A 24,830-nucleotide genomic window follows, 5' to 3' on the forward strand; every position below is an offset into this window, starting at 1 on the left:
GGTTTCAGGTCATTCTGTGTACCTGACAATACAGGCAACCTGCTGTAACAGCAATTATACATGCTATTCAGAAATATACATGGAACCGCTGCTTCGTTACACCCTGTGACACAGCTCCCGCAACCGCCAACTCATTCCCTGGTGTCACAGACACGTCACCTCTTGGTCACCGATGTGTCATACCGGCTTCATAGGCTTGTCGGGAAATGGAAACAAAAGAGACGACGCCATGACCACACAAATCGCGAAAGCCCGCCGCAGCGCCCGTCGCCTGAAAACCGGCTTGACCCGGTGCCCGCAGCAGGTGGAGGCGGCCCAGCGACTGCGTTACCGGGTATTCTCCGAAGAGTATGGCAGCGACCTGGGCGCACCCACGCCTGGTATCGATGCTGATGAGTTCGACACCGTATGTGACCACCTGATCGTGACCGACCTGGATTCCGGCGAACTGATAGCGACCACGCGAATCCTGCACCAGGCAGACACAAAAGCCGTTGGCGGTTTTTACTCTGCCGGCGAGTTTGATCTGAGCAGCCTGGAAAAACTTCCCGGCACTATCGCCGAACTTGGCCGCACCTGTGTTCACCCGGACTACCGCAACGGTGCCACCATCAGCCTGCTCTGGTCGGCAGTGGCCGAGTACCTGGTTGAACGGGGCGTTGATTACATGATCGGCTGCGCCAGCATCGGCATGTCGGACGGAGGGCTGAAAGCCTGGCGCATCGCCCGCCACCTCCAGAACGAGTATCTGGCCGATGCGGATTTTCTGGTCAAACCGCTCCGGGAAATGCCGCACCTGACCCACACCCGGGACAACGATCGCCCGGTAGACGTCCCTGCCCTGATCCGTGCCTATATGCGCCTGGGCGCCCGGGTCTGCGGCGAACCCTGCTGGGATCCGGATTTTCGCTGTGCTGACCTGCTGGTCTTGCTGGAAGTCAGCAAACTGGCCGGACGCTACAGCCGGCATTTCATGCGCACGGCGTCCTGAAACAGGGAGTCTGGGAGATGAGCTGGCTGAGACTCTGCGTTCGAATCACGACCTTTATGGTTTTTTTGGCAGCCACCACGATGCTGGCCGCCGGTTTGCGGATCACTGAAGCGGTTACACGCAAAGCCATCGATCGGACACCCTGGGCCAGATTCTGTTTCCGATGGGCCTGCCGGTGCCTGGGACTGGATATACACCAGCACGGATCACCTTCCGACGATACCGTTCTGTTCGTCAGCAACCACATCAGTTGGTCAGATATTCCGATTCTGGGAAGCCTGGCACCGATCCGGTTCCTGTCGAAAGCGGAGGTCGGCCAGTGGCCGGCCATAGGCTGGCTGGCGCGACAGGCCGGCACACTTTTCATACGGCGGGGAGGCGGACAGGCCCGCCGCGTTCGGAACCAGATTGTCGAGAATTTACAGGCCGGAGAGAATGTCCTGGTATACCCGGAGGGAACCACCAGTGCAGGTCTGACCGTATTGCCGTTCCACGGTCTTTTGCTCAAGGCCGCGCCGGAAAGCAGAACGCCAGTTCAGCCAGTGACCATCGCCTACCGCAGAAACGGGCGACCTGATTACCTGGCGCCCTTTATTGGTGACGATGAGTTCCACTGCCATCTGCTGAGAATGCTCAGAGAGCCCTCTGCCCGGGTAGACGTTGTCTTCCACGCACCGGTGTCTGCGTCGGATCAGCCCCCAACCGGTGAGATTGCCGCCCGACTGCGAGAAATCGTTCTCGACGGCCTGGCGCGGATATACAGCGGCGAGTACGACGGGCGGGCATCAGATCTTCTCAGAACAGGGGACGCCCCTGGGCTACCTCGTCTTCCGTCGCTTCGCGGCGGCCAACGATCTCCAGATCAAAGTACAGGGTAAAACCCGCCAGCGGATGATTGGCATCCACCTTAACCAGGTTGCCGTCGATCCCGACAACCTGCACGATCTGCGCTTCATCGCCGGTGTTGGTCTGGAACTTCATGCCAATCTGCAGGTTTTCGATGCCCTCAAACAGCGAGCGAGGCACCTTGCGCACCAGTTCCGGCTTGTGCTCGCCATACGCCATGGCCGGTGGCACCGTCACCTCAAGGCAATCCCCGACATTGCGGTCTTTCACCGCCTGCTGAATCCCTTCAATAATCTCCGGGCTGCCGTAGACGAAGTGCAGAGGCTCACTGCCTTCAGAAGTATCAACCAGCTCGCCGATCTTGTTTTTCAGTACGTAGTGGACGGTAAAAACGTCGGGTCTTGCTTGTGAAGCTGTCATCAGGTTTTCGAGTTTCCTGTATCCGGTGGTGTTTCGAGCTGCTGCAAGCCATGAATAACCAGTCGCTGATCGAGCTTGTCCCGCAATCCTGAAGGGTTACTCAGACCCATGCGTTCAAGCAGGGCCCGGTAACGGCCTTCGTCATCCCGGGCCCGGAGAGCCTGCAACAGAGTCGACAGTTTACCACGGCGAGTGGCCGTTGCGGCCTTGAGCCCCTTAAGGGCTTTCCCCAACGTCAGTTCCTCATCGGTAAAATCCCTGCCAAACGGGAACGGCGGGAACAGGCTGGCATCTCCCGCTACCTCGACGGCACGCCTGATTGCTTGCGGCGTGTTGTTACACCAGTCGGCAGGTAGCCGGAACCCAGGATCCACCTTTCCTGCCTTCTGGGCTTTTTTCAGAAGCTCCTGCTGGAACCGGGAGTCGGCGATGCGGATCAGCCGGAGGAATACCTGCTCGTCTGACTGCCCTCTCAGGTCGGCAATGCCGTATTCGGTAATCACAATATCCCGCAGGTGGCGAGGAATGGTGCAATGACCATAATTGAAGACAATATTGGAGAGCACCTTGCCATGGGATGAGCGGGTGCTGCGCAGCGACAGAATGGAACGGGCGCCCGGCAGCTCATGGGCCATGGCAACAAAGTTGTACTGGCCACCAACACCACTCACTACCCGCCCATCATCAAGGCCATCCGATACCCCCGCACCATTGAGGGTGTACATCATTGCCGAGTTAATGAAGCGACCATGAACGCGCTGCGCGGCTTTCAGCTTCTGGTCGCCAAACGGGTGATCATACAGGTGGTTGATGAAGTTCACGCTGGTCATGCAGATTTTTGCACGCTGCTCGTCGGTCAGCTCTCTGAGGTACTGGTAGAACTGCTCGGGGCCAACGTAAAAACCGCCGTGCATTGCGATACCGCCAGTCAGCCTCTCCCCGAGAATCAGGGTTTCGATGGCCTGGCGGGCCTCTGGATTGTCCAGGTCGCCCTCCACCGACTGATCACCGACGCGCAGCCGGCCTCCCTTGAATTCGACAGCCTCTCTGAAAATGCCATGCCGAACCAGCCAATGGACATCTCTTGCCCGCAGCGGGCTATCAATCAGCTTCTCCCGGCGTAAAACATCCAGGGTGGCGAGCGAAACCTCCCCGCTGATATCACCACGGTTGATCAGCGTCTGAAGACCGGCGTGATCGTAAACCTCGCGGGTGAGGATGCCCTCCTGCATCAGGTACAGAAAACCATCCACCATCATTTCACTGCAGCCATACAGGCCCTGTTCGAAGGGCCCTGTGCCGCCATCTTCCCTGACCACAGGAAAGTTCTGGTCAACGTTCAGATGATCAAACACTTTTCGCCAGGCATCGTTGTGACTGTGACGAAGTATGGCGCTCTGGACCAGAGCAGCACCCAGTGAGCCGATGCCAACCTGAAGGGTACCGCCATCCTTCAACAAGGTGCTGGCATAGAACCCGATCATGTGATCTTCCGGGCTGACCGACATCTGGGGGGCTGAAAACAGCGGGTAATCGCTGGAGGGCTGTTCCAGCAGCACATCGAACCGATCTGCCTCAATGGCCGCATGGTGTCCGAACCAGGGCAGGTTCTGGTTCATCTCCGCCACCAGAGCAACCGGTGTGCCGGCTGCTTCCCGCTCCCGCAATAGAGGAATCAGGTCCAGCGTCAGGTCGGGATTGCAACTCAGGCTGACTTGCCCGGGCTGCCCATGCGCTTCACCCGGCGATACCATCTGCGCGACCACGTTGACCCCAACACCCATAAGGTCCCGAACGGCATGGGTGTAGTTGGTACAGACATAATGCCGCTGCTGGGAACGATTGTTAAGGTAACTGCCGGCTTTGAAGAAGAACTCCGAGACCTGGACATTTGGGGGAAGGCGATTGGAGGAGACATCGCGGGCATAGGCCAGTTCGGGAATCCGGCCATAGAGGCGCTCTACAAATGGCCCCATGAAGCGCTTCTCAAGCGAGGAGCCGCCCTTTGGCGCCAGGAGCGACAGAGCTGTGACAATATGCAGACGGATTTCCGGATCGTCCTTGGCCCGCTGGTACAGCGCATTAACAAAACGCACCGGTTTGCCGAGCCCAAGCGGCAAACCCAGCGTGATTTCCTTGCCAACCCGGCGAATCACCTCATCAACACAGGCGTTCACATCATTCGATAACTGCCCTCTATCACCCGCCATTACCAAGCTCCTTATCGGCTAATGCTAACGGGGATGATCACACGAGCATCGGGCACAGACAATGCGCCAGATCATGATTCTGCGGTTTGAAGGGCTTCGGGGAGTCAGGAGATGGAAGAAAGGCGAGAGGGTTTCAGAAGTTCCACTTCAGGTTCAGACAGGCACCCTCGTTCAGAAGGGCAATGCCATGGTCGGCTTGCGCTGGATCCGACGCATACTGCTTGCCGGAACTCTTCGACCGGGTCAGTGAAAGGCTGAGCAGGCGAGAGCCGATTTCGGTGAATGCCTCGGAGCTGTCTTCTTCATAGTCGCCGGAAACCCGTTCCTGAATTTCGAAGATCTGCTCGCTGGTTGTCGTGCTCTCGACCTGCTCGAATACGCGCTCGGATGCCTCGGCGCGAACGACGAATGCAACGAGATTGAGAGCGAGTAATGCGACGAAGATGCGAATAATCATGACACTGCCTGAGACCTTTTTTCCGACACGGGAGTCTACGGATACCTTAGGCTTAAGTCTAATGATTAAGGGCCGGAAAGATGTGAATTTGCACACAAAGGCGTCGACTTTTTGTCACGGGATCATCATGTTTTTGTCAATTTATGATCCCCAATATTTCACATTGTAACTGTGCTTCCGGCCAGCGCCTGCTGACCGGAGAACCAAACCAAAATCCGGCGGATTCAGGGGCAGGGATAGGTGAATTCCTGATGGATAGACTCGATGGCCTCCAGCACCTCAGGGCTCAGGGTCACCTGCGCAGACCCGATGTTTTCCCGTAACTGCTCCATGGACGTCGCACCAATGATGTTGCTGGTTACGAAACTGCGGCTGTTTACATAAGCCAGCGCCATCTGGACCGGAGACAATTCGTGTTGCTGAGCCAGATCAACGTAGGCCCGGGTTGCATCCATGCCTCTGCCGCTCGTATAGCGGCTGAACCGCTCGTAGAGGGTCATTCTGGCCTTCTCCGGCCACTTGCCGCCCAGGTATTTACCAGACAACATGCCGAACGCCAGCGGCGAATACGCCAGCAAACCGGCCTGCTCCCGATGCGCTATCTCCGCCATCCCCACCTCGAACGAGCGGTTCAGGAGGTTATAGGGATTCTGGATACTGGCGACCCTGGGCCAGCCCTTCTCGCCTGCCAGGCGGAGGTACTCCATGGTGCCCCACGGCGTCTCATTGGACAGCCCGATGTGCCGCACCTTGCCAGAGCGCACAAGTTCATCCAGCGCCTCGAGTGTCTCCTCGATGGGCGTGAAGGATTCCTCCGGGTTGTGCTCATAGCCGAGCTTGCCGAAAAAGTTCGTGCTGCGATCCGGCCAGTGCACCTGGTAGAGGTCGATGTAATCCGTCTGCAGGCGCTTCAGGCTGGCGTCGCAGGCCTCCAGAATGTGGTCGCGGGTCAGTCTCGGACCATTACGCAGGTACTTCAGGCCATTGCCCGGTCCTGCCACTTTGGAAGCAATCACCAGGTCGTCGCGCTTGCCCCGACTGGAAAGCCAGTTCCCCAGATAGGTCTCGGTCAGCCCCTGGGTTTCCGCCCGTGGCGGCACGGGATACATCTCTGCAGCATCGATAAAGTTGATGCCCTCGTTCACTGCGTAATCCAGCTGCTCAAACGCTTCCTTCTCGGTGTTCTGTTCGCCCCAGGTCATGGTACCCAGGCAAATCAGGGTAACGTCGAGATCCGTCTTGCCAAGCTTTCTCGTTTGCATATCGTCTCCGATTCGGTTCGGTTAACGGGTAAAGGGAATGTCACGGGAGTGTCGCATAACTGTCATGCCAGCTTTTCATAGTAGAGGCATGTCAAAGGAAGCACAGGAAACACCGTGACCGAGACCACGAAGGCCAACCGGCGTCAACAACACATTACCATTGTTTCGGAGACTTTTCCGCCGGAAATCAATGGCGTGGCAAACACGCTCAGGCACCTTTGCCAGGGGTTGATGCAGCGTGGACACCGGGTAACGGTTATACGGCCGCGACAGCAACATGAGCGCAAGGGACACTTCGCCAGTGCCGGCGAAGCCTTGTTCACCCATGAGCATGTGGTGACCGGATTGCCTCTACCCGGGTACGCGGACCTGCGTTTTGGCCTGGCCCGGACCAACCACCTGAAAAAGCTCATGGTCGCGGACCGGCCCGATGCCCTCTACGTTGCTACCCAGGGTCCACTGGGTATCGCCGCCACATCAGCAGCGCGTCAGATCGGCATTACGGTGATCTCCGGCTTCCACACCAACTTCCACAGCTACAGCCGATATTATGGCGTTGGAATACTCGCGCGCTTGCTGTGTCTCTACGGCCGGTGGTTCCACAATCGCACCGCCATCACCCTGGTGCCTACCCGAAAAATGCAGCAGACGATAAGAGCCATGGGCATCCCGGGAACCGGGCTCTGGAGTCGGGGCGTGGACTGTCATCGATTCACTCCCCATAAGCGAGACAGTGCACTTCGCGAATCCTGGGGATTGCAGGCCAATGACCGCGCCATTCTTTATGTAGGTCGGCTCGCACCAGAGAAAAACCTGCGCATGGCGGTCGCCTGCTTCGAACGCATCCGCGGCCTTCATCCCCAGGCCAGGTTCATTCTGGTTGGCGACGGCCCACTTCGGCGTCAACTGGCCGAACGTCACCCCGACTACGTGTTCTGCGGCACCAGACGCGGCGACGACCTGGCCCGACATTTTGCCTCGGGCGATCTGTTCCTGTTCCCAAGCAAGACCGATACGTTCGGCAACGTGGTGCTGGAGGCCATGGCCAGCGGCCTGGGTGTCGTCAGCTTTGACGACGCCGCAGCAGCCGAACACATCCGCCACGAGGAAAACGGCATGAAAGTGCCCCTGGATCAGGACGAGGCTTACGTCGACAGCGCCCTGAGGCTGGCTGACCAGCCCACCCTGCTGAACCGGATCAGGGCCCAGGCACGGCTGGACGCCCTGGAACAGAACTGGAATTCCCAGATCGAACAGTTTGAACAACTGGTTTTCAATCAACCCGCAAAGGCTGGATACCATGCCATCAACAAGCAAAGCGTCTCGCTTCTTTGAACTGGCAGACCAGCGGGAAGTCGCGTTCTGCCAATCTATCAACCGCGCTGTTCGCTTCCGGCCAGCCCTTGGCTACTTCCGGCTGGTCAGCCGACTGGGTGACGGCTGGTTCTGGTATGCCCTGATCCTGTCGATCCCTGTTCTTTATCCGGCGTCGGGGCCAGGGCTGGCGCTTCTCATGGCGCTGACCGGCCTTGCCTGCACCGTAAGCTACAAGCTTCTGAAGCGCTGGCTAATCCGGGAACGCCCCTTCATATCCTTCCCGGCCATCAACTGTGGCACACCCCCTCTGGACCGCTACAGCTTCCCCTCCGGCCACACACTTCACGCCGCCTGCTTCCAGGTTATGCTCAGCGTGGCCGAGCCGGCGCTCGCGCTGATCGTACTCCCCTTCACCCTCAGTGTGGCGGCATCACGGGTGGTTCTGGGCCTGCACTACCCCAGCGACGTCGCTGCGGGCGCACTGATCGGCGGGCTGATGGGTTACATGGCCATGAGCTGGCTGCACTTCTAATCAAACAAACGCAACTGGGTAACCGGGGCGTCATCATTTCGAAAACGCACGCCCAGCCCCAGCAGCCGCACCGGTCGCTCCCGGTTGGTCACCAGTTCCGCGAGCAGCGGCAGATAATCTTCCAGAGTGGGCTCTGTGATCTGCTCCCGGACGCGCTCCAGAGTGTGGGTTGAAAAATCGCTGTAGCGTATCTTTATAAAAAGCTTGTGGATTGGTTTTCGACGGGCCTTGCGGGAGAGGCGAAGATTGAGATCTGCAACCAGAGAGGCCATGACGGTTTCGCAGGCGACCATGTCCGGCAAGTCCTGGGAAAAGGTCCGCTCGACGCTGACCGACTTGGCGATCCGCGACACCACCACGGCCCGGTCATCCCGGCCGTGGGCCATCTCGTGGAGGCGGTAGCCCTGCTTTCCGAAGCGCTCTATTAGCACATCGGCCCCAAGCGCCTGCATGTCCCCACAGGTCTTTACCCCCAGCACATGCAGTTTCGAGGCCGTAACCTGCCCTACCCCGAACAGCTTCTCCACTGGCAATCCCTGCACGAAATCCTCAACGTCTTCCGGGCGAATCACAAAGAGTCCGTCCGGCTTTTCCCAGTCGCTGGCGATCTTTGCGAGGAACTTGTTGGGCGCCACTCCGGCAGAAATGGTGATACCCACTTCCTGACGCACCCGCTCCCGAAGGTGCCGAGCCATCAGGGTGGCGCTGCCTTTGTGGTCGGTTACATCGGAGACATCCAGAAAGGCCTCATCCAGGGAAAGAGGTTCCACCAGATCCGTGAGTTCCCGCAGAATCGCCATCACCTGTTGTGAGACCGCCCGGTACCGTCCCATGTCCGTCGGTACCGTTACCAGCCCCGGGCACAACCGACGCGCCTCGCTACCCGGCATCGCGGAACGCACACCGTACGCGCGGGCTTTGTAATTGCAGGTGGTTACCACGCCCCGACCACCATCACCACCCACTGCCAGCGGCACATCCCTTAGGCTGGGATCGTCCCGCATCTCGACGGCCGCGTAGAAGCAGTCACAATCCACGTGGATGATCTTGCGTTGTGGCATAATCAGGGCGCTCGCGTCGACTCTCTGTACATTTATACAGCCTTGTATCTTAAGCTAACATACAGAGAATGTCAGGAACGCTGACAACCGGCGCATCAACTATTGAGAGGCCATCATGAGCAACCCGATTCCTGAAGCAGAACGCACCGAAATTGAAGCCGCAGCCTTCCGTCGCCTGGTCAAACACCTTCGTGAAAACACCGATGTGCAGAACATCGATCTGATGAACCTTGCAGGTTTCTGCCGTAACTGCCTTTCAAAATGGTATCGGGCAGAAGCGGATGAGCGGGGCTTCGAAATTTCAGACCCCCAGGCCCGCGAGGAAATCTACGGCATGCCCTATGAGGACTGGAAGGCGCTCTATCAGACCGGCCCCAAGCAGGAACACAAATAATGAGCGTCAATGATGCCGTGAGGATCCATCTGGCATCCCTGGATGCTGGCCACGCCAGCTTCAAAGATTCCCTGGCCCTGATCGAACAGCACTTCGAATACCAGCCCTGCGGCTTCCGCAACGGCCCACTGGTAAACGCAGAAGGCGAGAATGCCGGGTCCTGCCGGATCTTTGGTCTGGGCCAGTACTGCAATCTGAGCGAAGTGGACACGCTCAAACTGTTCGCCGAGCATTACCAGCAGGTTCTGGACGACCCGACGGGCGAGAGCCATGGCAACATCCGCCAGTTCATCAGCACCGGATGGTCAGGCATCCGGTTCGAGGGCGTGCCACTCCGGCAGCGCCCGAACCCAACCGACAACATGACCAGGGAAGAGACTCCTTCATGAGCGATACCGCCACCTCCGGGGTAAAACAGGGTTTTCAGCTAAAAAGCGCCAGCGTGTCCATGACAGCCCTGGAGCTCTACTACTTTGACGATGGCGAGTTCGAAGAGGTGCTGCGGGACAAGATCAGCCAGGCACCCGGGTTCTTCAAGGACATTCCGCTGATCATAAGTCTGGAGAAGTACCAGGGACTGGACAGCGAACTGGATTTCTTCAAGATCATCGGTACCTGTCGGCGCAACCACATCCACGTGATTGGCGTGCGCGGTGGCACCGACGACCAGCGTCGGCTCGCCCGGGGCGCTGCACTGGCACTGCTGCCGGGTAACGGCCAGCGGGACCGCACCCACGAAGCCGAACAGGCGGCCGCGGACGAAGCGGAAGCGGCAGTTGTTGCGGCCTCGACAAGCGCTGCCGGCGACCCACCACCGGCCAAGATCATCTCCCAGCCGGTGCGCTCCGGCCAACAGATCCACGCTCCGGAAGGTGATCTGGTTATTCTGGCGCCTGTGCAGGCTGGCGCCGAAGTGCTTGCCGCTGGCAACATCCATGTTTACGGTCCTCTCCGGGGCCGGGCGCTGGCCGGCATCCACGGTGCAGAATCCGCCCGGATTTTCTGCCAATCACTGGAAGCGGAGCTTGTGTCCATCGCGGGACACTATAAAATCTCCGAAGATCTTCAGGACAATGGCTGGAAAAGCGCTGTGCAAATCCTGCTCAGGGACGACCTGCTGGTGGTGACGCCACTGGACAAGGCCTGATATTGGAGCTGAATACAATAACTTGACCGGACAATTCGGCAGACACGACGAATCCACCGAGAAACAGGAACAGAACCTTGGCTAGAATTATTGTCGTTACCTCAGGAAAGGGCGGCGTTGGCAAGACCACCACCAGCGCCTCGATCAGTACCGGCCTTGCCAAACGGGGCCACAAGACAGTGGTCATTGATTTTGACGTGGGCCTGCGCAACCTCGACCTGATCATGAACTGCGAGCGTCGCGTGGTGTACGACTTCGTCAACGTGATCCAGGGCGAAGCCTCCCTGAATCAGGCCCTGATCCGCGACAAGCGGGTCGATACCCTCTATATCCTTCCGGCCTCCCAGACCCGGGAGAAGGAAGCACTCACCAAAGAAGGTGTCGAGAAGGTCATCAACGAGCTCTCCGAGACGTTCGATTATATCGTGTGCGACTCACCCGCCGGCATTGAGCATGGCGCCCTGATGGCGCTGTATTATGCCGATGAAGCGATTGTGGTCACCAACCCCGAAGTGTCCTCGGTCCGGGATTCCGACCGCATTCTTGGCATTCTGCAGAGCAAGTCCCGCCGCGCCGAAATGGGCCAGGATCCAGTCAAGGAACATCTGCTTCTGACCCGCTACAACCCGTCCCGGGTTGAAAAGGGCGAGATGCTGTCCGTGGCAGACGTAGAAGAGATCCTTGCGATCCCGCTTCTGGGTGTCATCCCGGAAAGCCAGATTGTACTGAATGCGTCAAACCAGGGTTTGCCGGTCATCCTCGAAGAGGACAGCGATGCCGGCCAGGCCTATGAAGACGCAGTCGCGCGCCTGCTGGGTGAGGAGCGGGAACACCGTTTCATGACGTCCCAGAAGAAGGGTTTCTTCTCACGGATGTTCAAGGGGGGCTAAGGGATGAGTTTCCTCGATTATTTCAAGGGCAAGAAGAACAAATCCGCAAGCGTTGCCAAAGAGCGCCTGCAGATCATTGTGGCCCACGAGCGGGGCCAGCGCGAGCAGCCGGATTACCTGCCCCAGCTTCAGCAGGAGCTGCTTGAGGTTATCCGCAAGTACGTTCAGATCAGCGACGACATGGTTCAGGTTGAAGTGGACCGCAACGAGAGTTGCTCGGTACTGGAACTGAACGTCACGCTGCCGGAGCGCTAAACGGTGTGATCAGGCCTGTCCCGCGTGGAGTGGGGCGGGCCTGGCCGTCTCTTACCAGCGTGCGAAATGGTCTTCCATCAGGCCCCGCAGACCTTTAACTTCGATTTTCCCGCCGGCGTCATCAGTCACCGTTCCATTGAAGGTGCCCACATATTGCCGGAAGTTGGATGCCAGCACCCAGGCATTCAGTTTTTCCTTGCGAACTCCGGCCGGGACAAAATGCAGATCAATACGGCCGTCCTCCGTGGTCACATGCCAGTCACTGCCCGGCCGGTAGCGGTCAAAACGGAACCTGGCCGCCCCCAGTTTGTGGCAGACACCATCCAGCCAGAGAGCGTTTTCTGTCATCCCCGTTTCATTGACCCCGGCGGCCAGGTTCAGCCCCAGGGACCGGCCATCCGCAAGCTGGCCGGCCAGGCAGGCCCAGTTCCAGGCCGTTTCCCGGCGCATGAAGCCGCAGCTCCAGTCGATGGTTCCCCGGGTCTGTTCGTCGCAGCGCCAGATGCTGTGACCCCAGCGGACCTCTCCCTCCACCGGCAAGCCTGCCGACTTGCGGGTAAACACCCAGCCATTGTAGCCCGCTGGACAAACCAGCCGGAGCGAATCCCGATCCTCTTTCAGGGTCATCTCTATACAGATATCACCGGGGGCGGACACCGTAATCGTTCGGCCATCAGCCGCAGGCGCGATTCGCACGTCAACCTCGCCTTTGCTGAACGTTGCCACACCTTCCTCCGGCAGTGGTTCAATGCGGGTCTGCCTGGCCAATGGCTGAAGGAACGACTGCTCCATCATCTCGCCGGTCTCAAAATCGTAGAGATAGAAGAAGCCGCTGCCCATCAGTTTCAGATCCACCACCGCCAGGCCAAACACCCATCCCGGGCCCATAGCGCTGACAAACTGGAACTGATTGAAACGCCAGCGCCGGGCCAGCCGTGACCGGGGGCGGTCCATCACCGTGCGCAGGTCATAGTCCAGATAGTTGATCTCGTGTACCGGCTCATCGAGCAGCCCGAGAACTATCTGTCCTTTGCCGTTGATCAGCTTTTCCATTGTCATAGTCGTCGTCAGATCAGGCCAATTCCGTGAATCGAATCAGCGGGTCGCTACCTGGTTCACAATCCACTGTTTCAGTGGCCATGCCAGCAAAAACCTCATGCTAGACTCGGCCCACCATCTGCAAGGAAGTGTACCCTATGAGAAAGAGCATAGCCCATGGCATTACGGGCTGGGCCTCGGTCATCAGCGGGCTTGTCTGTGCATTGCTGGTATTTGCTGTCGCCGCCAGTGCACGGGCTGAACTGCCTGATGAAACCCATGAGGAATGGACGCTGCGAAAGGAAGCCGATCATATCCGGGTGTATACCATCGACCAGCCAGACTCGAGCTTCAAGGCGTTCAAGGCCGTGGCGGTGCTCGATGCGCCCATCGAAAACCTGATGGCCGTCATGGCCAATCCCGGTTCCTGCGTCGAGTGGGTGCACAACTGCACCGAATCCTATGCGTTCGGCGATGGCGCGTTCCACGATCGCTTCGCCTATTCGGTGAACGATATGCCCTGGCCCGTGACCGACCGGGACTATGTCCTGCGTATCCGGACACGGGGCGACAAGGCTTCCGGTGAGATTGTCATGGATCTGAACGCCATGCCCGATCAGCGGGCCCAGAGCAGCAGCCGGGTCAGGGTCGACCGGTCCGACACCCTGTATCGGTTCACTCCAGAGGGAGACAAGACCAGGATGCTCTGGGTTCAGCACACGGATCCCAATGGGGCGTTACCGGGCTGGTTGGTGAACTCCCTGCTGGTGGATATTCCGGTACGTTCCATGGAGGAGCTGGAACGCGTCGCCAACCAGGAAAAGTACCAGGGTTATCGACTGGTCTACGATGAAAATGGCCAACTCACTGGTGTCACGCCGCCTGGCCCCTGAACCATCAGCGCCATGAAGGGATGACGCGCAAGGCATCACGCGCTAAGCTTTCAAAAAGGAATTCAAAAGGCAGCCCAGATCAATGACCGTTCTCGCCTACGAGATCATGACACCCAGCATCAAGGCCGTCCCGCAATCCTGGACCATGGACCGGTTGGCCCGCTTCCTCACCGACAACGAGATAACCGGCAGCCCCGTCACCGATGACGACGGCGAAATTGTCGGCATTGCCACTCTTAAAGACATCACCGAATTCCGTTGGAACGCCACGCGCTCCGATGCCGACCGACATCTGACCCCCGAAGAACGGGAGGAAGCCCGGCGTCTGCGGATGGTCATCTTTGAGGAAATGGGCAAGGTGCCGGTGGAAGTCCGGGACATCATGACCCCCATCGTTTTATCAGTTGACGAGAAGACGCCGGTGCGCGACATTGCGAATATCATGATGCGCGAGCACCTGCACCGGATCTTTGTCACCAATGATTCAAAAATTACCGGCATCATAACGACTTACGATATGCTGAAAGTGATCTCGGATGAGGAACTCACGCAACGCTGCGCCGATAACGACTGAGCCACCAGAGAGGTAGCGCCACTTATGCCCAGAGCACCGCAAGCTCGCCGAAAGATGTACGTCCTCGACACCAACGTCCTGATCCACGACCCGAACGCCCTCCTCAACTTTGAAGAACACGATGTCATCATCCCGATGACGGTCCTCGAAGAACTCGACAGCCTCAAATCCGGCAAGCAGGCTGTGGCCGCCGACTGCCGTCAGGCCATCCGCAACATCGATAAGTTGCTGGGCGATGCCAGCCCGAAGGTGATCGAGAAAGGCGTTCCCATTGTTCGTGGCAAGAAGGCCGAACCCCTGGGCAGTCTTTCGATCCTGATGAGCACCGGTGACAGCGGCAACCACTCACTGCCCGAGCACCTGAACGACAACAAGATCATCAATACCCTGGCGGCCCTGCAGAACCGTCACAAGTCCCGGGATATCATCCTGGTGTCCAAGGACATCAACATGCGCCTGAAAGCGCGCGGCTTCGGGGTGGAAGCCCAGGATTACCACAACGATCAGCTCCTGGACGACATCGATCTTTTACCCAAGGGCTACAGGGAATTCCCCAACTCCTTCTGGGACACCATCGAGAAAGTCGAGACTGTTCAGCGTGAAGGCACCACCGAGCATATCCTCAAGCGGGAGGGGGAACTGGCGAAGCTCAACATCAATGAGTTCGTGATTGATCAAATGGGCTTTGTCGGCAAGGTGGTGGATATCACCGACACCCAGGTGATCATCAAGGATCTGCACCAGCACGACCTGATGAACGAGGAAGTCTGGGGGCTGGTGCCAAGGGACATCTACCAGGCCATGGCACTGAACCTGCTGCTGGACCCGGACATTCACCTGGTCAATCTCACGGGTTCTGCCGGTTCCGGTAAAACCATTTTGGCACTGGCCGCCTGCATCGAGATGACCGTGGCCAGCAAGCTTTACAAGCGCATCATCGCCACCCGTTCGACCCAGGGGCTGGATGAGGACATCGGCTTCCTGCCCGGCACCGAGGCCGAGAAAATGGAACCCTGGCTGGGCGCCATCGTCGACAACCTGGAAGCGCTCCACGAGGACGACGAGAACATGACCGCCAGTGTGGACTACATCCTCAGCAAGGTGCCCCTTCACTTCAAATCCATGAACTATATCCGGGGCCGCAGTTTCCAGCACAGCCTGATCATCATCGATGAATCCCAGAACCTGACGCCGCACCAGATCAAAACCATCATCACCCGGGCCGGTAACGGCTCAAAGGTGATCTGCCTGGGCAACCTGGCCCAGATCGACACCCCTTACCTGAGCGCCCTGAGCTCCGGCCTCACCTATATGACCGAGCGATTCAAGGGCTTCCGCCACGGCGCCCATATTCACCTTCAGGGGGTACCCCGCTCGGTGCTGGCGGAGTTTGCCGAAGCCAATCTCTGACAATGGCGAGCCGCCAAAAGGCAAAAAAGGGGCAGAACCCACGTTCTGCCCCTTTTTGTCGGATTACCAAACGCATCTAGACCCGGTAGCGGCTCACCTGATCTGACATTTCGGAAGCCAGATTCCTCAGCCGTTGGGTGGCATCACCCGCGCGACGTGTTCCTTGTGCTGTCTGCTCTGTAATGGCAACAATCTCGTGCACATTCTGGTTAATGGTTTCAGAGACACTGGTCTGCTCTTCCGCAGCACTGGCAATCTGGGTGTTCATATCCGTGATCGTTGCCACCGCCTGACCAATGCGCTGCAGCGCTTCATTCACCTGACGGGTTTCTTCGACGGTTGCTTCACTGCGCTCACTGATTGAGCCGATCAGTTTAACCGCATTGCCTGCACCGGACTGCAACCGCTCAATCATGTCCTGGATTTCCTGGGTACTCTGCTGGGTCCGGCGAGCCAGCGTGCGCACCTCATCGGCAACCACGGCAAAACCTCGCCCGGCCTCACCGGCTCGTGCTGCTTCGATTGCCGCGTTGAGCGCCAGCAGATTGGTCTGATCCGCAATTTCACGAATGACCTCAAGCACACTGTCAATGCGACGGGAATCAGCGCCCAGCTGTTCAATAACGCGGACCCCCTCACTGACCTGCTCTGAAAGCCCACCAATGACCTCGGTAGCCTGGTGCACCAAGCCCTGAGCGTCACAGACCTGTCCATTGGCATGGTCTGCTGCCGTGGACGCTTCGCTGGCGTTGCTGGCAACCTCTTGGGCAGCAGCCGTCATCTCATTCATGGCCGTGGCAACCTGATCACTCTCGGACTTCTGCCGCTCGACGCCCTGCTCGGCTTCAGTCATAACCTGATTCAGGTCAGCCGTGGCCTCGTTCAGAGTCCGGGTGGATGACAGCACTCGCTCAACCAGACCATGCACCTGGTCGGCGAAACTGTTGAAGGCGGTTGCCAGCTGCCCAAGTTCATCCTTGCCAGAAACGTCCAGACGCCGGGTCAGATCGCCATCGCCGCTGGCAATATCGTTCATCGCCGAAACCGCAGATTTCAGAGGACGAATGATGCTTCTGACAACGATCAGGGCAAGCAGGACGATAAACGCCAGCGCGACAACGGAAGTGCTGATTGAACCGATAACGGCGTCCTCAAGTGAATTACCCACCTGGTTTTCCATCGCCGCCACCTGGGTCTCAAGACCGTCAATCCAGAAACCGGTGCCAATCATCACGCCCCACTTGGGCAGCATTTCGGCGTAGCCCAGCTTAGGTGCAACTTCTCCGGTGTCACTGTTTTTCCAGCCATAGTGAACGTATCCGCCGCCATTACGCGCCGCCTTTACCAATTCACGGATGAGATAGGTTCCGTTGGGATCCTGGAAGTCCCAGAGGTTTCTACCCTCCAGAGACTGGTTAACCCCGTGCATGACGTTGACACCTCGGGTGTCATAGACGAAGAAGTAACCAGTGCTTCCGGAATCGTTGAAGCGGAGCTGTCGAAGGATCTGCCAGGCTTTTTCGCGAACCTCCGGGTCGTCTGCAGACCCCGGCTGATCGTAGAGATGCGCGATGGAGGACTTGGCCACCGCCAGGTAGTTCTGCAATTCCTGCCGCTTGCTTTCTTCCATATCGGAAGAGAAGCCGGTAACGGCTTCCTCGCCAATAGATCTGGCCTGATTCAGGTTATAACTTGTCAGAAATGCCGTGAGCACAATGACTGGCACCAGGGCCAGCAACAGTACCCGTGTCTGGATGGTCAGGTTTTTCATGACTGCTAGTCTTTTTGGTCAAGTGATCGATTCACCGGGAAGGCCGGCATGGAAAAAGCCGCAAAGACTACGCAAAAACCGGGGGCAATATCATTGATGATACTGCGTAGTTTGTTTCCGGCCTGTAACAAGGCCAGTAAATTTTTGTTGCTCAGTCCTTGAACTGGGCTTTGTCCAACCCATGCTTGCGCATCTTGTCGTACAGGGTCTTCCGGGCGATACCGAGCTGAACCATGGTGTCCTTGATGCTACCGTGGCAGGCATTGAGGGCACTGATAATAGCGGAGCGCTCGAAACCGTCCATCATTTCCGCCAGAGTCTGCCGACCGGCAACGTTGGCGGCGTCCGCAGCTTCGTTTTCATCCAGCGCTGCAGCCCCCAGTAGCACATAGCGCTCCGCCAGGTTCCGAAGTTCGCGGACGTTGCCAGGCCAGGAATGTTGCATCAACCTGGCGGCCTGCCCCGCATCGAGAGGAATGCTTTCCCGGTCGTAACGGGCCGCGGCAATCAGCACGAAGTGATGAAATAGCAGCGGAATGTCCTCCTTTCGCTCCCGCAACGGCGGGATGTCGACTTTGACAACGTTCAACCGGTAATAAAGATCGGGCCGGAATTCGCCATCGTCACTGAGCTTCTTCAAATCCGCCTTGGTGGCAGCAATGATCCGTACATCCACCTCCTGAACCTGATTGCTGCCCAGGCGCTCTACCCGCTGCTCCTCAAGCACCCGCAGAAGCTTCACCTGCAAAGGCATGGGCATGCTTTCCACTTCATCCAGGAACAGAGTGCCCTTATGGGCGTGCTCGATCTTCCCGATACGGCGTTTTTCCGCCCCGGTGAAGGCACCGGCCTCGTGGCCGAACAGTTCACTTTCAATCAGATTCTCGGGAACCGCGCCGCAGTTGATGGCCACAAAATTATGGGCGCTGCGACCACTGTTTTCGTGAATGTATCGGGCCAACGCATCTTTCCCCGACCCGGTTTCCCCATGCAGGAGGATATTGGCTGAGATATCGAGAATGGGGTCAATGGTGGCCATCACCTTCTGCATCGAGGGCGAGTCCCCCAACATCCGGGGACCGGGCCTGGCCAGATGGCGAAGCTGTGCCTTGAGTCGGCGGTTTTCCAGCGCGAGATGCCGTTTCTCCAGGGCGTGGCGAAGCAGCTCGATCAGCTCATCATGATCAAACGGTTTCTCGATGAAATCATAAGCCCCCTGCTGCATGGCGGTTACCGCCGTGCTTATATCACCTTGCCCGGTCAGAATGATCACGGGAATGGTGTCATCTATGGCGCGGATGCGATCCAGCATTGCCAGACCATCCATACCCGGCATGTTGTAATCACATAGAACCACACCGTCATACTCGGCACTGATGTGTTTGAGCGCCGACAGTGCATCTTCAAAACAACTGACCGGGAGATCCTCAAGGGTCAGCGTCTGGGCTATGGCCTGGCGGATGTGTGGATCATCGTCCACAAAAATCACCGAGGGTTCTGTCATTCCGTGGCCTCCCGCTTAGTGAGGGTTACGACAAATTCGGCGCCCGGCCCATCCATACGGTTACGGCCAATCAGGCTGCCGCCGAGCGCATCAACAATCTGGCGCGAAATAGACAGCCCCAGACCCAGGCCCTGCTTGACCGACTTGGTGGTGAAAAAAGGCTCGAAGATCTGTTCGGTGTCGCCCTTCAGCCCCGGCCCGTTGTCACGCACCAGGCATTTCCAGCAATGCTCGGTTTCTTCTATATCAATCCGGATTTCCGGCTTTACACCTCCCTCAACCGCCTGAACCGCGTTGGCCATGAGGTTAACCATTACCTGCTCTATCCGGATCAGATCGCCGTGGCACATCACCGGCGCGGCCGGACGGCGCCACTGGATATCGATGTCAGAGCTCGATTGCTGGGCAAGGATGATTTTAAGAGACGCGTCGATCGGTTGCCGTAGATCCACCACCGCGGGCGGGCCCTCGGATTTGCGCGCGAACACTTTGAACTGTCTGGTAAGCTCCGCCATCTTGTCACACAGGACGATGATTTCTGACAGGTTAGCATCCACCATTTCCCCGGCGCCTTTCTCAAGAAAGCGTCGACTGTTTCGGGCATAAGTCTGAATTGCTGTCAGAGGCTGGTTCATTTCGTGGTTGAGACCAGCAGACATCTGCCCCAGCACCGCCAGTTTGGCCGCCTGGATCAACTCCTGCTGGGTTTCCCGCAGCTCGTTCTGGGTACGCTCACGTTCCCGGATTTCCTCCACCAGCTTGCGGTTGGAATTCTCCAGGTCTGCGGTCCGTTCTGCCACGCTGCGCTCAAGTTGCTCACCCCGCAGAGCCAGTTCAGCCTCTCGCCGATACCGCTCGCGCAGGTACAGCCAGGTCAGCAGGCCTCCGAAAAACAGCGCGGCGCCACCAACCACAAAGCCTAAACGGGTCCAGACGACCGAACGGGTACTGACCATAACCTGAAGAGTCCAATCCATCCGTGGCAGTGGCGTACGTACGCTCAGATACTCCAGGGATTTGCCATTCTCCCGAATGCGGACCGTTGCTGACTGCTCCGAGAGCCCCCGAGGTGTTCCCAGCCTTTTCAGTGCCATTGGCGTCAGATCGCGGTCCGGATAACGCTGCCGGGAGTAATCATCTGGCGCAGCATTCTCCTGTCCAGAGAAATTCCGGTAGAGCCAGTTCGGCCTGCTCGCCAGAAAGCTGATGCCATTCTGGTCCAGCACGACCATTTCCGCTTCTCGCAGGCCTGCAGGCCGCTCCCATTGGGATTCAAGTTCATGGACCAGCACCTTAACCGCAACCACCCCGATAATAACGCCACTCTCATCCCGAACGGGATGCGAGAAATACAGGCCCCGGACACCAGACATCAGGCCAAGTGCGAAATAGATCGCCGAGTCGCCGGAATCCATCGCCTCATAGAAATACGGCCGGAAATTGAAATTCCGACCCACGAAACTGTCTGGTTGAAGGTAGTTGTTGGCTGCAATTGTCAGGCCCCGAATATCCATCAGATAGACATCCGAACTGCCAACTATCGTGGCCATGCGCTGCATCTGCTCGTTGGCCGAGAGAATAGCAGAGGGACTGTCGGGCGACTGCAGCGCTCTACGAAGCACTGGATGCTCGGCCATCAGCTCGGGGACCGGGAGATACCGGTTCAGCTCGTTGGCCACCAACTGGCGATACCGGAAAGACTCCTCCAGACTCTCCTGTTCCACCTGTCGGTATCCAACCCAACCGCCGAGCAGCCAGGCGGCCACGAGGGTCGCTATGAAAAGGAGAAAAACGCCAATACGGTAAGGCATAGCATCCGGTTCCCGAAAAACCGCATAAAGCCGCTAGAGTATAGCCAGGACGGGTACAGCACAACCGCACCATGACACCATGGCACGGTTGTGCTGTCGCAGCCAGGCAGACTCCCTTTTACAGGGCGCCAGCCGTGGCAAGACGGTCTTTGCGCTGCTTCTGGATGACAAACGCCAGTACTGCCAGGGCAATACCTGTCAGGTCTGTCCAGAGACCTCCCTCGATCATCAACAACGCGGCTGCAATCAGCAGGACTCGGGTAACCCAGGAGGCGGAGACCCTCGCAAACCAGCCCAGCACACCGCCAGATAGCATGTATACGCCGAAGGTTGCCGTTACCAGTGCCCTGGCGATTTCGAACCACCCCGCTTCCATCAACAACGCACCGTTGTAGAAGAACATGAAGGGTACTATGAATGCCGCAATGCCGATCCGGAACGAGGCCACAGACGTTTCCATGGCGTTGGCGCCGGAAATCCCGGCTGCGGCGTAGGAGGCCAGCGCCACGGGCGGTGTGATCGCGGACACCACCGCGAAATAGAACACGAAGAAGTGAGCCGTCAGAGGTTCAATACCCAACTGTACGAGGCCGGGCGCGACAACCGAGGCGGCTACTGCGTAGGCCGCCGTAGTCGGCATCCCCATCCCCAGCAAAATGGAGATGAACATGGCGAAGATCAGCGCCAGCAACTGACTTGTAGCGGCAACATCCAGCAACAACACGGAGAATCGAGCGCCCACTCCCGTGAGAGATATAACACCTACGATCACCCCCGCCGCGGCGCACACCACGATAATCTGGATTGCCATGTACGACGCGATTTCCAACGCCTGAAGGATTTGCCGCAGGCCCATCTTGTTGGGAGACAGCCAGCTCACCACAGCGGCAGAAACGGTCGCCAGTGTGCCGGCCCGGATCACCGAATAACCCATGAACAAGGCCACGATCAGGATAATGATCGGCACGAACAGGTAGCACTGCTTCATCATGGTTTTGAGCTTCGGCAGCTCATCTTCGCGCATGCCACGCATGCCGGTTTTGGCCGCTTCAAAATCCACCATGAAGTAGACAGAGGCAAAATACAGGATCGCCGGAATGATGGCGGCAATGGCAATCTCGGTGTAGGGAATGCCGGTAATTTCCGCCATGATGAAGGCGCCGGCGCCCATGATTGGCGGCATGATCTGACCACCGGTGGACGCAGCCGCCTCGACGGCGCCCGCAGACTGCTTGCTGTACCCCACCTTTTTCATCAGCGGGATCGTCAGCGAACCGGTGGATACCACATTGCCGGCACTGGTGCCGTTGATCATGCCCATCAAACCGGACGCGAAGATCGAGACCTTGGCCGGGCCACCCCGGGAACGACCGGCCGCCGCAAAGGCAAAGTTTACGAAGTAGTCGCCCACCTTTGAGGATTGCAGGAAGGCGGCAAAAATAATGAAGAGAATGATGTAGGTCGAAGACACGGCCGTGGTCGGCCCAAGGATCCCGGCATCGGTATACACCTGGCTGAAGAAGCGCTGGACCGACAGCCCCGGGTAGCCGAGGAAACCGGGCAGATAGGGGCCGGCGAAAACATAGGCCAGGAACACCAGGCCGATGATAACCAGTGCCATCCCCGCCACACGCCGGGTGAGCTCCATGATCAGGGCCGTACCGGCAATCGCTGCAAATGAGATGCCCACTGGCGCAAAGGAGGTGCCAGTCGACATCCGCATGGACGTGTTATAAACCACCAGGAAATAGGCGGCCACGGCCAGGGAGCAGACGATCAACACCAGATCGGGAACGCTGAAGACCGACCGCTCCCGTTGATGGAACCAGCTCATGACAATACCGATTCCGGTTGCCGCTAGCAGTGGCCAGCCAAAGTGCCAGACTTCCAGCTCGGCCGGAATCCGCATGGCGCCGTTCTGAACCATCTGCCAGAACGAAAACGTCTGATACAACACGTATAGAGCTGGCAGCATGGCACCAGCACTGATCCAGGTTGTCCACCGGTGGCGGGCGCCGCCCTCTTCCGATGACACGAACCGGGCCCCGGCGAACAGCACGAAGCCCAACACCAGGGCACCGGCAATGTGCACAATCCGGAACGACCAGGTTTCCAGGGGCGCGATGTTCAGGGAATAGAGGTGAAAAGCTGAATAGGCTATCGCCAGCAGGGCGACAAATTTCAGCAGGCCGCCTTCAAACAGTCGGCGGTTGGCTTCGACCGGTTCCTCATCGACATTGTGCGCGAGTATATGGTCCTCGCCCACTTCGATGCCTGGAAGGTCTTTGGAATCTTTTTCGGTAGTCATGACACACCCTGCTTGCAGGCAAATCGGGGCCAGAACTCGGCTGACCATAGTTTGCGGGAGACTGACGGGCAGTCTCCCGCTCGAGCACTGTTACTTGATCTGGCTGTCCTCGATCGGATAACCATTCTCGTTGAACCAACGTGCAGCGCCCGGGTGCCAGGGCAGAACGTTGTTCTTCGTGTAGTTCTCGGGAACCGAGTTGCGGGCCGCCTTGTGAATGGAGACCATCTTGTCGTTGTTCTCCATGGTCAGCTTGGTGATTTCGTACACGAAGCTTTCAGACACATCACAGTTAACCATCGCAAAGTTCCACATGGATACCACGCGGGAAGGCGCGTCCAGGGACTGGTAGGTGGACGCCGGAATAATGAACTCGGAAACCGGGAAGTTATTGATGATGGTTTCTGCCTCGGCATCGGTCATACCGATAATGTTCACATCGGTCTGGACTTCCAGCTGGCTGACCGCCGGAATGGGGATACCGGCCGCGAAGGCGACGACATCAATCAGGCCATCCTGAAGCTGACCGCCCAGATCAGACCAGCTGCCATTACGGCGCTCAAAGTTCACACCCAGGGTTTCCATCATGCGGGGGAAGTAGGTATCCGAGGTGGAGCCGGCAGGGCCAAAGCCGATGGTCGCGCCATCAGGAATATCGGCGATGGAGGTAATGCCGGAGCTGGAAAGCGCGGTTACCGAGAACGGCGTTTCGTACATCGGGAACATGGCGCAGACATTGTCCATCATCATACCCGGAGCCAGTGGGCTATTACCCTCCATGGACTCACGGGCCGGACCCATGGTGGTCAGGCCGAATTTCAGGTCGCCGGTATGCACGAGTGCCATGTTCTGCACCGGACCGCCGGTGATTTCTGCGCCACCGGAGACGCCCAGATTTTCAGCCACAAAGTTAGCCCAACCGGAACCATAGGCAAAGTAGGTTCCACCCTGGCTGGCAGTGCCAACGGTGAAATTGGTGGGCCAGTCTGAACGATCCTGGGCTGCTGCGGGGGTTGCGACGGCGAAGGTAGAGGCGAATGCTACCGCCATTACGGCTTGGGTTTTCATAGAAAATGCTCCCGATTCATTTTGTTTGTTGGGTGCTCAACGAAGCTCGGACAGCCTCGGTGGGTAACACAGGGAGCAAGGAGCGGACCAGTTCTAAATTAACGATAAAAAACAGAGAACTATCGGAATCAGGGGAAAGCTCAGGGGAAGGGAATGGGTGGATATCCACCCATCAGCAGACACCGATGGGTGAAGACCGACACGTGGAGCCATGTGACGGCACTATTTGCGCAGGGTTACCAACGCCCTTGCAAGGTTGCCACAATACGTCGGCTACCGGCCCGGTCCCGGTGCTCGCAGAGGTAAAGTCCCTGCCAGGTTCCCAGGGCCAGATGACCATGACTTACCGGCAGGGTCAGGGAGGGGCCGATCAGTATGCTCTTGATATGGGCAGGCATGTCGTCAGGTCCTTCCATCACGTGCTCGTAGTGCGGTGCATTCTCTGGAACCATAATGTTGAAGTGGCGCTCCAGATCGCCCCGGACATCCGGGTCGGCGTTCTCATTTACTGCCAGGGAGGCGGAGGTGTGCTGGATAAACAGGTGCAGCAGACCCACCTCACAGTTGGTCATGTCCGGCGCCTGGGCCAGGATTTCATTGGTAACCAGATGAAAGCCCCGAGGCAGCGGCGCCAACTCTATAATCGACTGATCCCAGATCATGACTCTGCC

The 24,830-nt window shown here is 58.1% G+C and carries 24 protein-coding genes; 12 read left to right on the plus strand and 12 right to left on the minus strand.

What is annotated here, in order from left to right; genetic code table 11:
* Positions 1 to 229 precede the first annotated feature (229 nt).
* Positions 230 to 991, plus strand: a complete 762-nt coding sequence (locus tag QZ534_RS09745) for a GNAT family N-acyltransferase (RefSeq protein WP_296934058.1) — start codon at positions 230 to 232, stop codon at positions 989 to 991.
* Positions 992 to 1,008: 17 nt separating this feature from the next.
* On the plus strand, positions 1,009 to 1,869 hold the full coding sequence (locus tag QZ534_RS09750) for a 1-acyl-sn-glycerol-3-phosphate acyltransferase (RefSeq protein ID WP_296934059.1): 861 nt from the start codon (positions 1,009 to 1,011) through the stop codon (positions 1,867 to 1,869).
* Here the strand turns inward: QZ534_RS09750 and QZ534_RS09755 are convergent.
* From QZ534_RS09755 to QZ534_RS09770, 4 genes are all read right to left on the minus strand, one after another.
* Entirely contained in the window at positions 1,787 to 2,257 is a 471-nt protein-coding gene (locus QZ534_RS09755) for a peptidylprolyl isomerase (protein ID WP_008176279.1), read from the minus strand. The two genes, QZ534_RS09750 and QZ534_RS09755, sit on opposite strands and share 83 nt — an antisense overlap.
* Positions 2,257 to 4,467: an acetyl-CoA hydrolase/transferase C-terminal domain-containing protein gene (locus QZ534_RS09760; protein ID WP_296934062.1), complete on the minus strand. Its 2,211-nt coding sequence runs from the start codon at positions 4,465 to 4,467 to the stop codon at positions 2,257 to 2,259. Before QZ534_RS09760 ends, QZ534_RS09755 begins: the two co-directional genes overlap by 1 nt.
* A 133-nt stretch (positions 4,468 to 4,600) precedes the next feature.
* Positions 4,601 to 4,924, minus strand: coding sequence for a hypothetical protein (locus QZ534_RS09765; protein WP_296934063.1), 324 nt, complete (start codon positions 4,922 to 4,924; stop codon positions 4,601 to 4,603).
* Positions 4,925 to 5,148: 224 nt separating this feature from the next.
* Entirely contained in the window at positions 5,149 to 6,186 is a 1,038-nt protein-coding gene (locus QZ534_RS09770) for an NADP(H)-dependent aldo-keto reductase (RefSeq protein WP_296934064.1), read from the minus strand.
* A 114-nt stretch (positions 6,187 to 6,300) separates the two neighbouring features.
* Here QZ534_RS09770 and QZ534_RS09775 point away from each other — a divergent pair, with 114 nt between their 5' ends.
* Both QZ534_RS09775 and QZ534_RS09780 read left to right on the plus strand, forming a co-directional pair.
* Positions 6,301 to 7,521, plus strand: coding sequence for a glycosyltransferase family 1 protein (locus QZ534_RS09775; protein ID WP_296934066.1), 1,221 nt, complete (start codon positions 6,301 to 6,303; stop codon positions 7,519 to 7,521).
* Positions 7,487 to 8,035 (plus strand): phosphatase PAP2 family protein, encoded by a 549-nt coding sequence (locus tag QZ534_RS09780; protein ID WP_296934068.1) that lies wholly within the window; start codon positions 7,487 to 7,489, stop codon positions 8,033 to 8,035. Before QZ534_RS09775 ends, QZ534_RS09780 begins: the two co-directional genes overlap by 35 nt.
* Here the strand turns inward: QZ534_RS09780 and dinB are convergent.
* Complete coding sequence (dinB, locus tag QZ534_RS09785) at positions 8,032 to 9,096, minus strand: DNA polymerase IV (RefSeq protein WP_296934070.1); 1,065 nt, start codon at positions 9,094 to 9,096, stop codon at positions 8,032 to 8,034. The genes QZ534_RS09780 and dinB overlap by 4 nt on opposite strands.
* Positions 9,097 to 9,211: 115 nt before the next feature.
* On the opposite strand from dinB, the gene QZ534_RS09790 reads away from it, so the two are divergent.
* The 5 genes from QZ534_RS09790 to minE all read left to right on the plus strand — a co-directional run bounded on the left by QZ534_RS09790 (position 9,212) and on the right by minE (position 11,782).
* Positions 9,212 to 9,490: a DUF1244 domain-containing protein gene (locus tag QZ534_RS09790; RefSeq protein ID WP_296934072.1), complete on the plus strand. Its 279-nt coding sequence runs from the start codon at positions 9,212 to 9,214 to the stop codon at positions 9,488 to 9,490.
* Positions 9,490 to 9,879 (plus strand): HopJ type III effector protein, encoded by a 390-nt coding sequence (locus QZ534_RS09795; RefSeq protein WP_014576244.1) that lies wholly within the window; start codon positions 9,490 to 9,492, stop codon positions 9,877 to 9,879. Before QZ534_RS09790 ends, QZ534_RS09795 begins: the two co-directional genes overlap by 1 nt.
* Positions 9,876 to 10,637 (plus strand): septum site-determining protein MinC, encoded by a 762-nt coding sequence (gene minC, locus QZ534_RS09800; protein ID WP_296934074.1) that lies wholly within the window; start codon positions 9,876 to 9,878, stop codon positions 10,635 to 10,637. Before QZ534_RS09795 ends, minC begins: the two co-directional genes overlap by 4 nt.
* A gap of 77 nt (positions 10,638 to 10,714) precedes the next feature.
* Positions 10,715 to 11,527: a septum site-determining protein MinD gene (gene minD / locus QZ534_RS09805; protein ID WP_296934076.1), complete on the plus strand. Its 813-nt coding sequence runs from the start codon at positions 10,715 to 10,717 to the stop codon at positions 11,525 to 11,527.
* Between the two features lie 3 nt (positions 11,528 to 11,530).
* Positions 11,531 to 11,782, plus strand: coding sequence for a cell division topological specificity factor MinE (minE, locus tag QZ534_RS09810; RefSeq protein ID WP_064227083.1), 252 nt, complete (start codon positions 11,531 to 11,533; stop codon positions 11,780 to 11,782).
* Between the two features lie 51 nt (positions 11,783 to 11,833).
* Here minE and QZ534_RS09815 read toward each other — a convergent pair whose 3' ends face one another.
* Complete coding sequence (locus tag QZ534_RS09815; RefSeq protein WP_296934077.1) at positions 11,834 to 12,841, minus strand: DUF2804 domain-containing protein; 1,008 nt, start codon at positions 12,839 to 12,841, stop codon at positions 11,834 to 11,836.
* A gap of 137 nt (positions 12,842 to 12,978) precedes the next feature.
* Between QZ534_RS09815 and QZ534_RS09820 the strand changes: the two genes are divergently transcribed.
* The 3 genes from QZ534_RS09820 to QZ534_RS09830 all read left to right on the plus strand — a co-directional run bounded on the left by QZ534_RS09820 (position 12,979) and on the right by QZ534_RS09830 (position 15,697).
* Positions 12,979 to 13,713, plus strand: a complete 735-nt coding sequence (locus QZ534_RS09820; RefSeq protein ID WP_296934079.1) for an START domain-containing protein — start codon at positions 12,979 to 12,981, stop codon at positions 13,711 to 13,713.
* A gap of 82 nt (positions 13,714 to 13,795) precedes the next feature.
* Positions 13,796 to 14,287, plus strand: coding sequence for a CBS domain-containing protein (locus tag QZ534_RS09825; RefSeq protein ID WP_008176308.1), 492 nt, complete (start codon positions 13,796 to 13,798; stop codon positions 14,285 to 14,287).
* A 54-nt stretch (positions 14,288 to 14,341) separates the two neighbouring features.
* The gene (locus QZ534_RS09830; RefSeq protein WP_296934128.1) at positions 14,342 to 15,697 is read left to right on the plus strand and encodes a PhoH family protein; all 1,356 of its coding nucleotides are present in this window, start codon (positions 14,342 to 14,344) and stop codon (positions 15,695 to 15,697) included.
* Between the two features lie 76 nt (positions 15,698 to 15,773).
* On the opposite strand, the gene QZ534_RS09835 is transcribed toward QZ534_RS09830, so the two are convergent.
* The 6 genes from QZ534_RS09835 to QZ534_RS09860 all read right to left on the minus strand — a co-directional run bounded on the left by QZ534_RS09835 (position 15,774) and on the right by QZ534_RS09860 (position 24,821).
* Complete coding sequence (locus QZ534_RS09835; RefSeq protein ID WP_296934082.1) at positions 15,774 to 17,468, minus strand: methyl-accepting chemotaxis protein; 1,695 nt, start codon at positions 17,466 to 17,468, stop codon at positions 15,774 to 15,776.
* 151 nt (positions 17,469 to 17,619) lie between these two features.
* Positions 17,620 to 18,972 carry a sigma-54 dependent transcriptional regulator gene (locus QZ534_RS09840; protein WP_296934083.1) on the minus strand — a complete coding sequence of 451 codons (1,353 nt, stop codon included), beginning with the start codon at positions 18,970 to 18,972 and terminating at the stop codon, positions 17,620 to 17,622.
* Positions 18,969 to 20,783: an ATP-binding protein gene (locus QZ534_RS09845; RefSeq protein ID WP_296934085.1), complete on the minus strand. Its 1,815-nt coding sequence runs from the start codon at positions 20,781 to 20,783 to the stop codon at positions 18,969 to 18,971. Before QZ534_RS09845 ends, QZ534_RS09840 begins: the two co-directional genes overlap by 4 nt.
* Positions 20,784 to 20,901: 118 nt before the next feature.
* Positions 20,902 to 23,091, minus strand: coding sequence for a TRAP transporter permease (locus QZ534_RS09850; protein ID WP_296934087.1), 2,190 nt, complete (start codon positions 23,089 to 23,091; stop codon positions 20,902 to 20,904).
* A 90-nt stretch (positions 23,092 to 23,181) separates the two neighbouring features.
* Positions 23,182 to 24,159 carry a TAXI family TRAP transporter solute-binding subunit gene (locus tag QZ534_RS09855; RefSeq protein WP_296934089.1) on the minus strand — a complete coding sequence of 326 codons (978 nt, stop codon included), beginning with the start codon at positions 24,157 to 24,159 and terminating at the stop codon, positions 23,182 to 23,184.
* A gap of 236 nt (positions 24,160 to 24,395) precedes the next feature.
* Positions 24,396 to 24,821: a secondary thiamine-phosphate synthase enzyme YjbQ gene (locus QZ534_RS09860; protein WP_296934091.1), complete on the minus strand. Its 426-nt coding sequence runs from the start codon at positions 24,819 to 24,821 to the stop codon at positions 24,396 to 24,398.
* Positions 24,822 to 24,830 lie beyond the last annotated feature (9 nt).

The sequence above is a fragment of the uncultured Marinobacter sp. genome (genome assembly GCF_913055835.1).
GTDB lineage: Bacteria > Pseudomonadota > Gammaproteobacteria > Pseudomonadales > Oleiphilaceae > Marinobacter.

Bases quoted from the DNA above. Each gene is read 5' to 3' on its own strand.
- QZ534_RS09745 (WP_296934058.1), top strand. From the start codon at position 230: ATGACCACACAAATCGCGAAAGCCCGCCGCAGCGCCCGTCGCCTGAAA.
- QZ534_RS09750 (WP_296934059.1), top strand. From the start codon at position 1,009: ATGAGCTGGCTGAGACTCTGCGTTCGAATCACGACCTTTATGGTTTTT.
- QZ534_RS09755 (WP_008176279.1), bottom strand. From the start codon at position 2,257: ATGACAGCTTCACAAGCAAGACCCGACGTTTTTACCGTCCACTACGTA.
- QZ534_RS09760 (WP_296934062.1), bottom strand. From the start codon at position 4,467: ATGGCGGGTGATAGAGGGCAGTTATCGAATGATGTGAACGCCTGTGTT.
- QZ534_RS09765 (WP_296934063.1), bottom strand. From the start codon at position 4,924: ATGATTATTCGCATCTTCGTCGCATTACTCGCTCTCAATCTCGTTGCA.
- QZ534_RS09770 (WP_296934064.1), bottom strand. From the start codon at position 6,186: ATGCAAACGAGAAAGCTTGGCAAGACGGATCTCGACGTTACCCTGATT.
- QZ534_RS09780 (WP_296934068.1), top strand. From the start codon at position 7,487: ATGCCATCAACAAGCAAAGCGTCTCGCTTCTTTGAACTGGCAGACCAG.
- dinB (WP_296934070.1), bottom strand. From the start codon at position 9,096: ATGCCACAACGCAAGATCATCCACGTGGATTGTGACTGCTTCTACGCG.
- QZ534_RS09790 (WP_296934072.1), top strand. From the start codon at position 9,212: ATGAGCAACCCGATTCCTGAAGCAGAACGCACCGAAATTGAAGCCGCA.
- QZ534_RS09795 (WP_014576244.1), top strand. From the start codon at position 9,490: ATGAGCGTCAATGATGCCGTGAGGATCCATCTGGCATCCCTGGATGCT.
- minC (WP_296934074.1), top strand. From the start codon at position 9,876: ATGAGCGATACCGCCACCTCCGGGGTAAAACAGGGTTTTCAGCTAAAA.
- minE (WP_064227083.1), top strand. From the start codon at position 11,531: ATGAGTTTCCTCGATTATTTCAAGGGCAAGAAGAACAAATCCGCAAGC.
- QZ534_RS09815 (WP_296934077.1), bottom strand. From the start codon at position 12,841: ATGACAATGGAAAAGCTGATCAACGGCAAAGGACAGATAGTTCTCGGG.
- QZ534_RS09820 (WP_296934079.1), top strand. From the start codon at position 12,979: ATGAGAAAGAGCATAGCCCATGGCATTACGGGCTGGGCCTCGGTCATC.
- QZ534_RS09825 (WP_008176308.1), top strand. From the start codon at position 13,796: ATGACCGTTCTCGCCTACGAGATCATGACACCCAGCATCAAGGCCGTC.
- QZ534_RS09830 (WP_296934128.1), top strand. From the start codon at position 14,342: ATGTACGTCCTCGACACCAACGTCCTGATCCACGACCCGAACGCCCTC.
- QZ534_RS09835 (WP_296934082.1), bottom strand. From the start codon at position 17,468: ATGAAAAACCTGACCATCCAGACACGGGTACTGTTGCTGGCCCTGGTG.
- QZ534_RS09840 (WP_296934083.1), bottom strand. From the start codon at position 18,972: ATGACAGAACCCTCGGTGATTTTTGTGGACGATGATCCACACATCCGC.
- QZ534_RS09845 (WP_296934085.1), bottom strand. From the start codon at position 20,783: ATGCCTTACCGTATTGGCGTTTTTCTCCTTTTCATAGCGACCCTCGTG.
- QZ534_RS09850 (WP_296934087.1), bottom strand. From the start codon at position 23,091: ATGACTACCGAAAAAGATTCCAAAGACCTTCCAGGCATCGAAGTGGGC.
- QZ534_RS09855 (WP_296934089.1), bottom strand. From the start codon at position 24,159: ATGAAAACCCAAGCCGTAATGGCGGTAGCATTCGCCTCTACCTTCGCC.
- QZ534_RS09860 (WP_296934091.1), bottom strand. From the start codon at position 24,821: ATGATCTGGGATCAGTCGATTATAGAGTTGGCGCCGCTGCCTCGGGGC.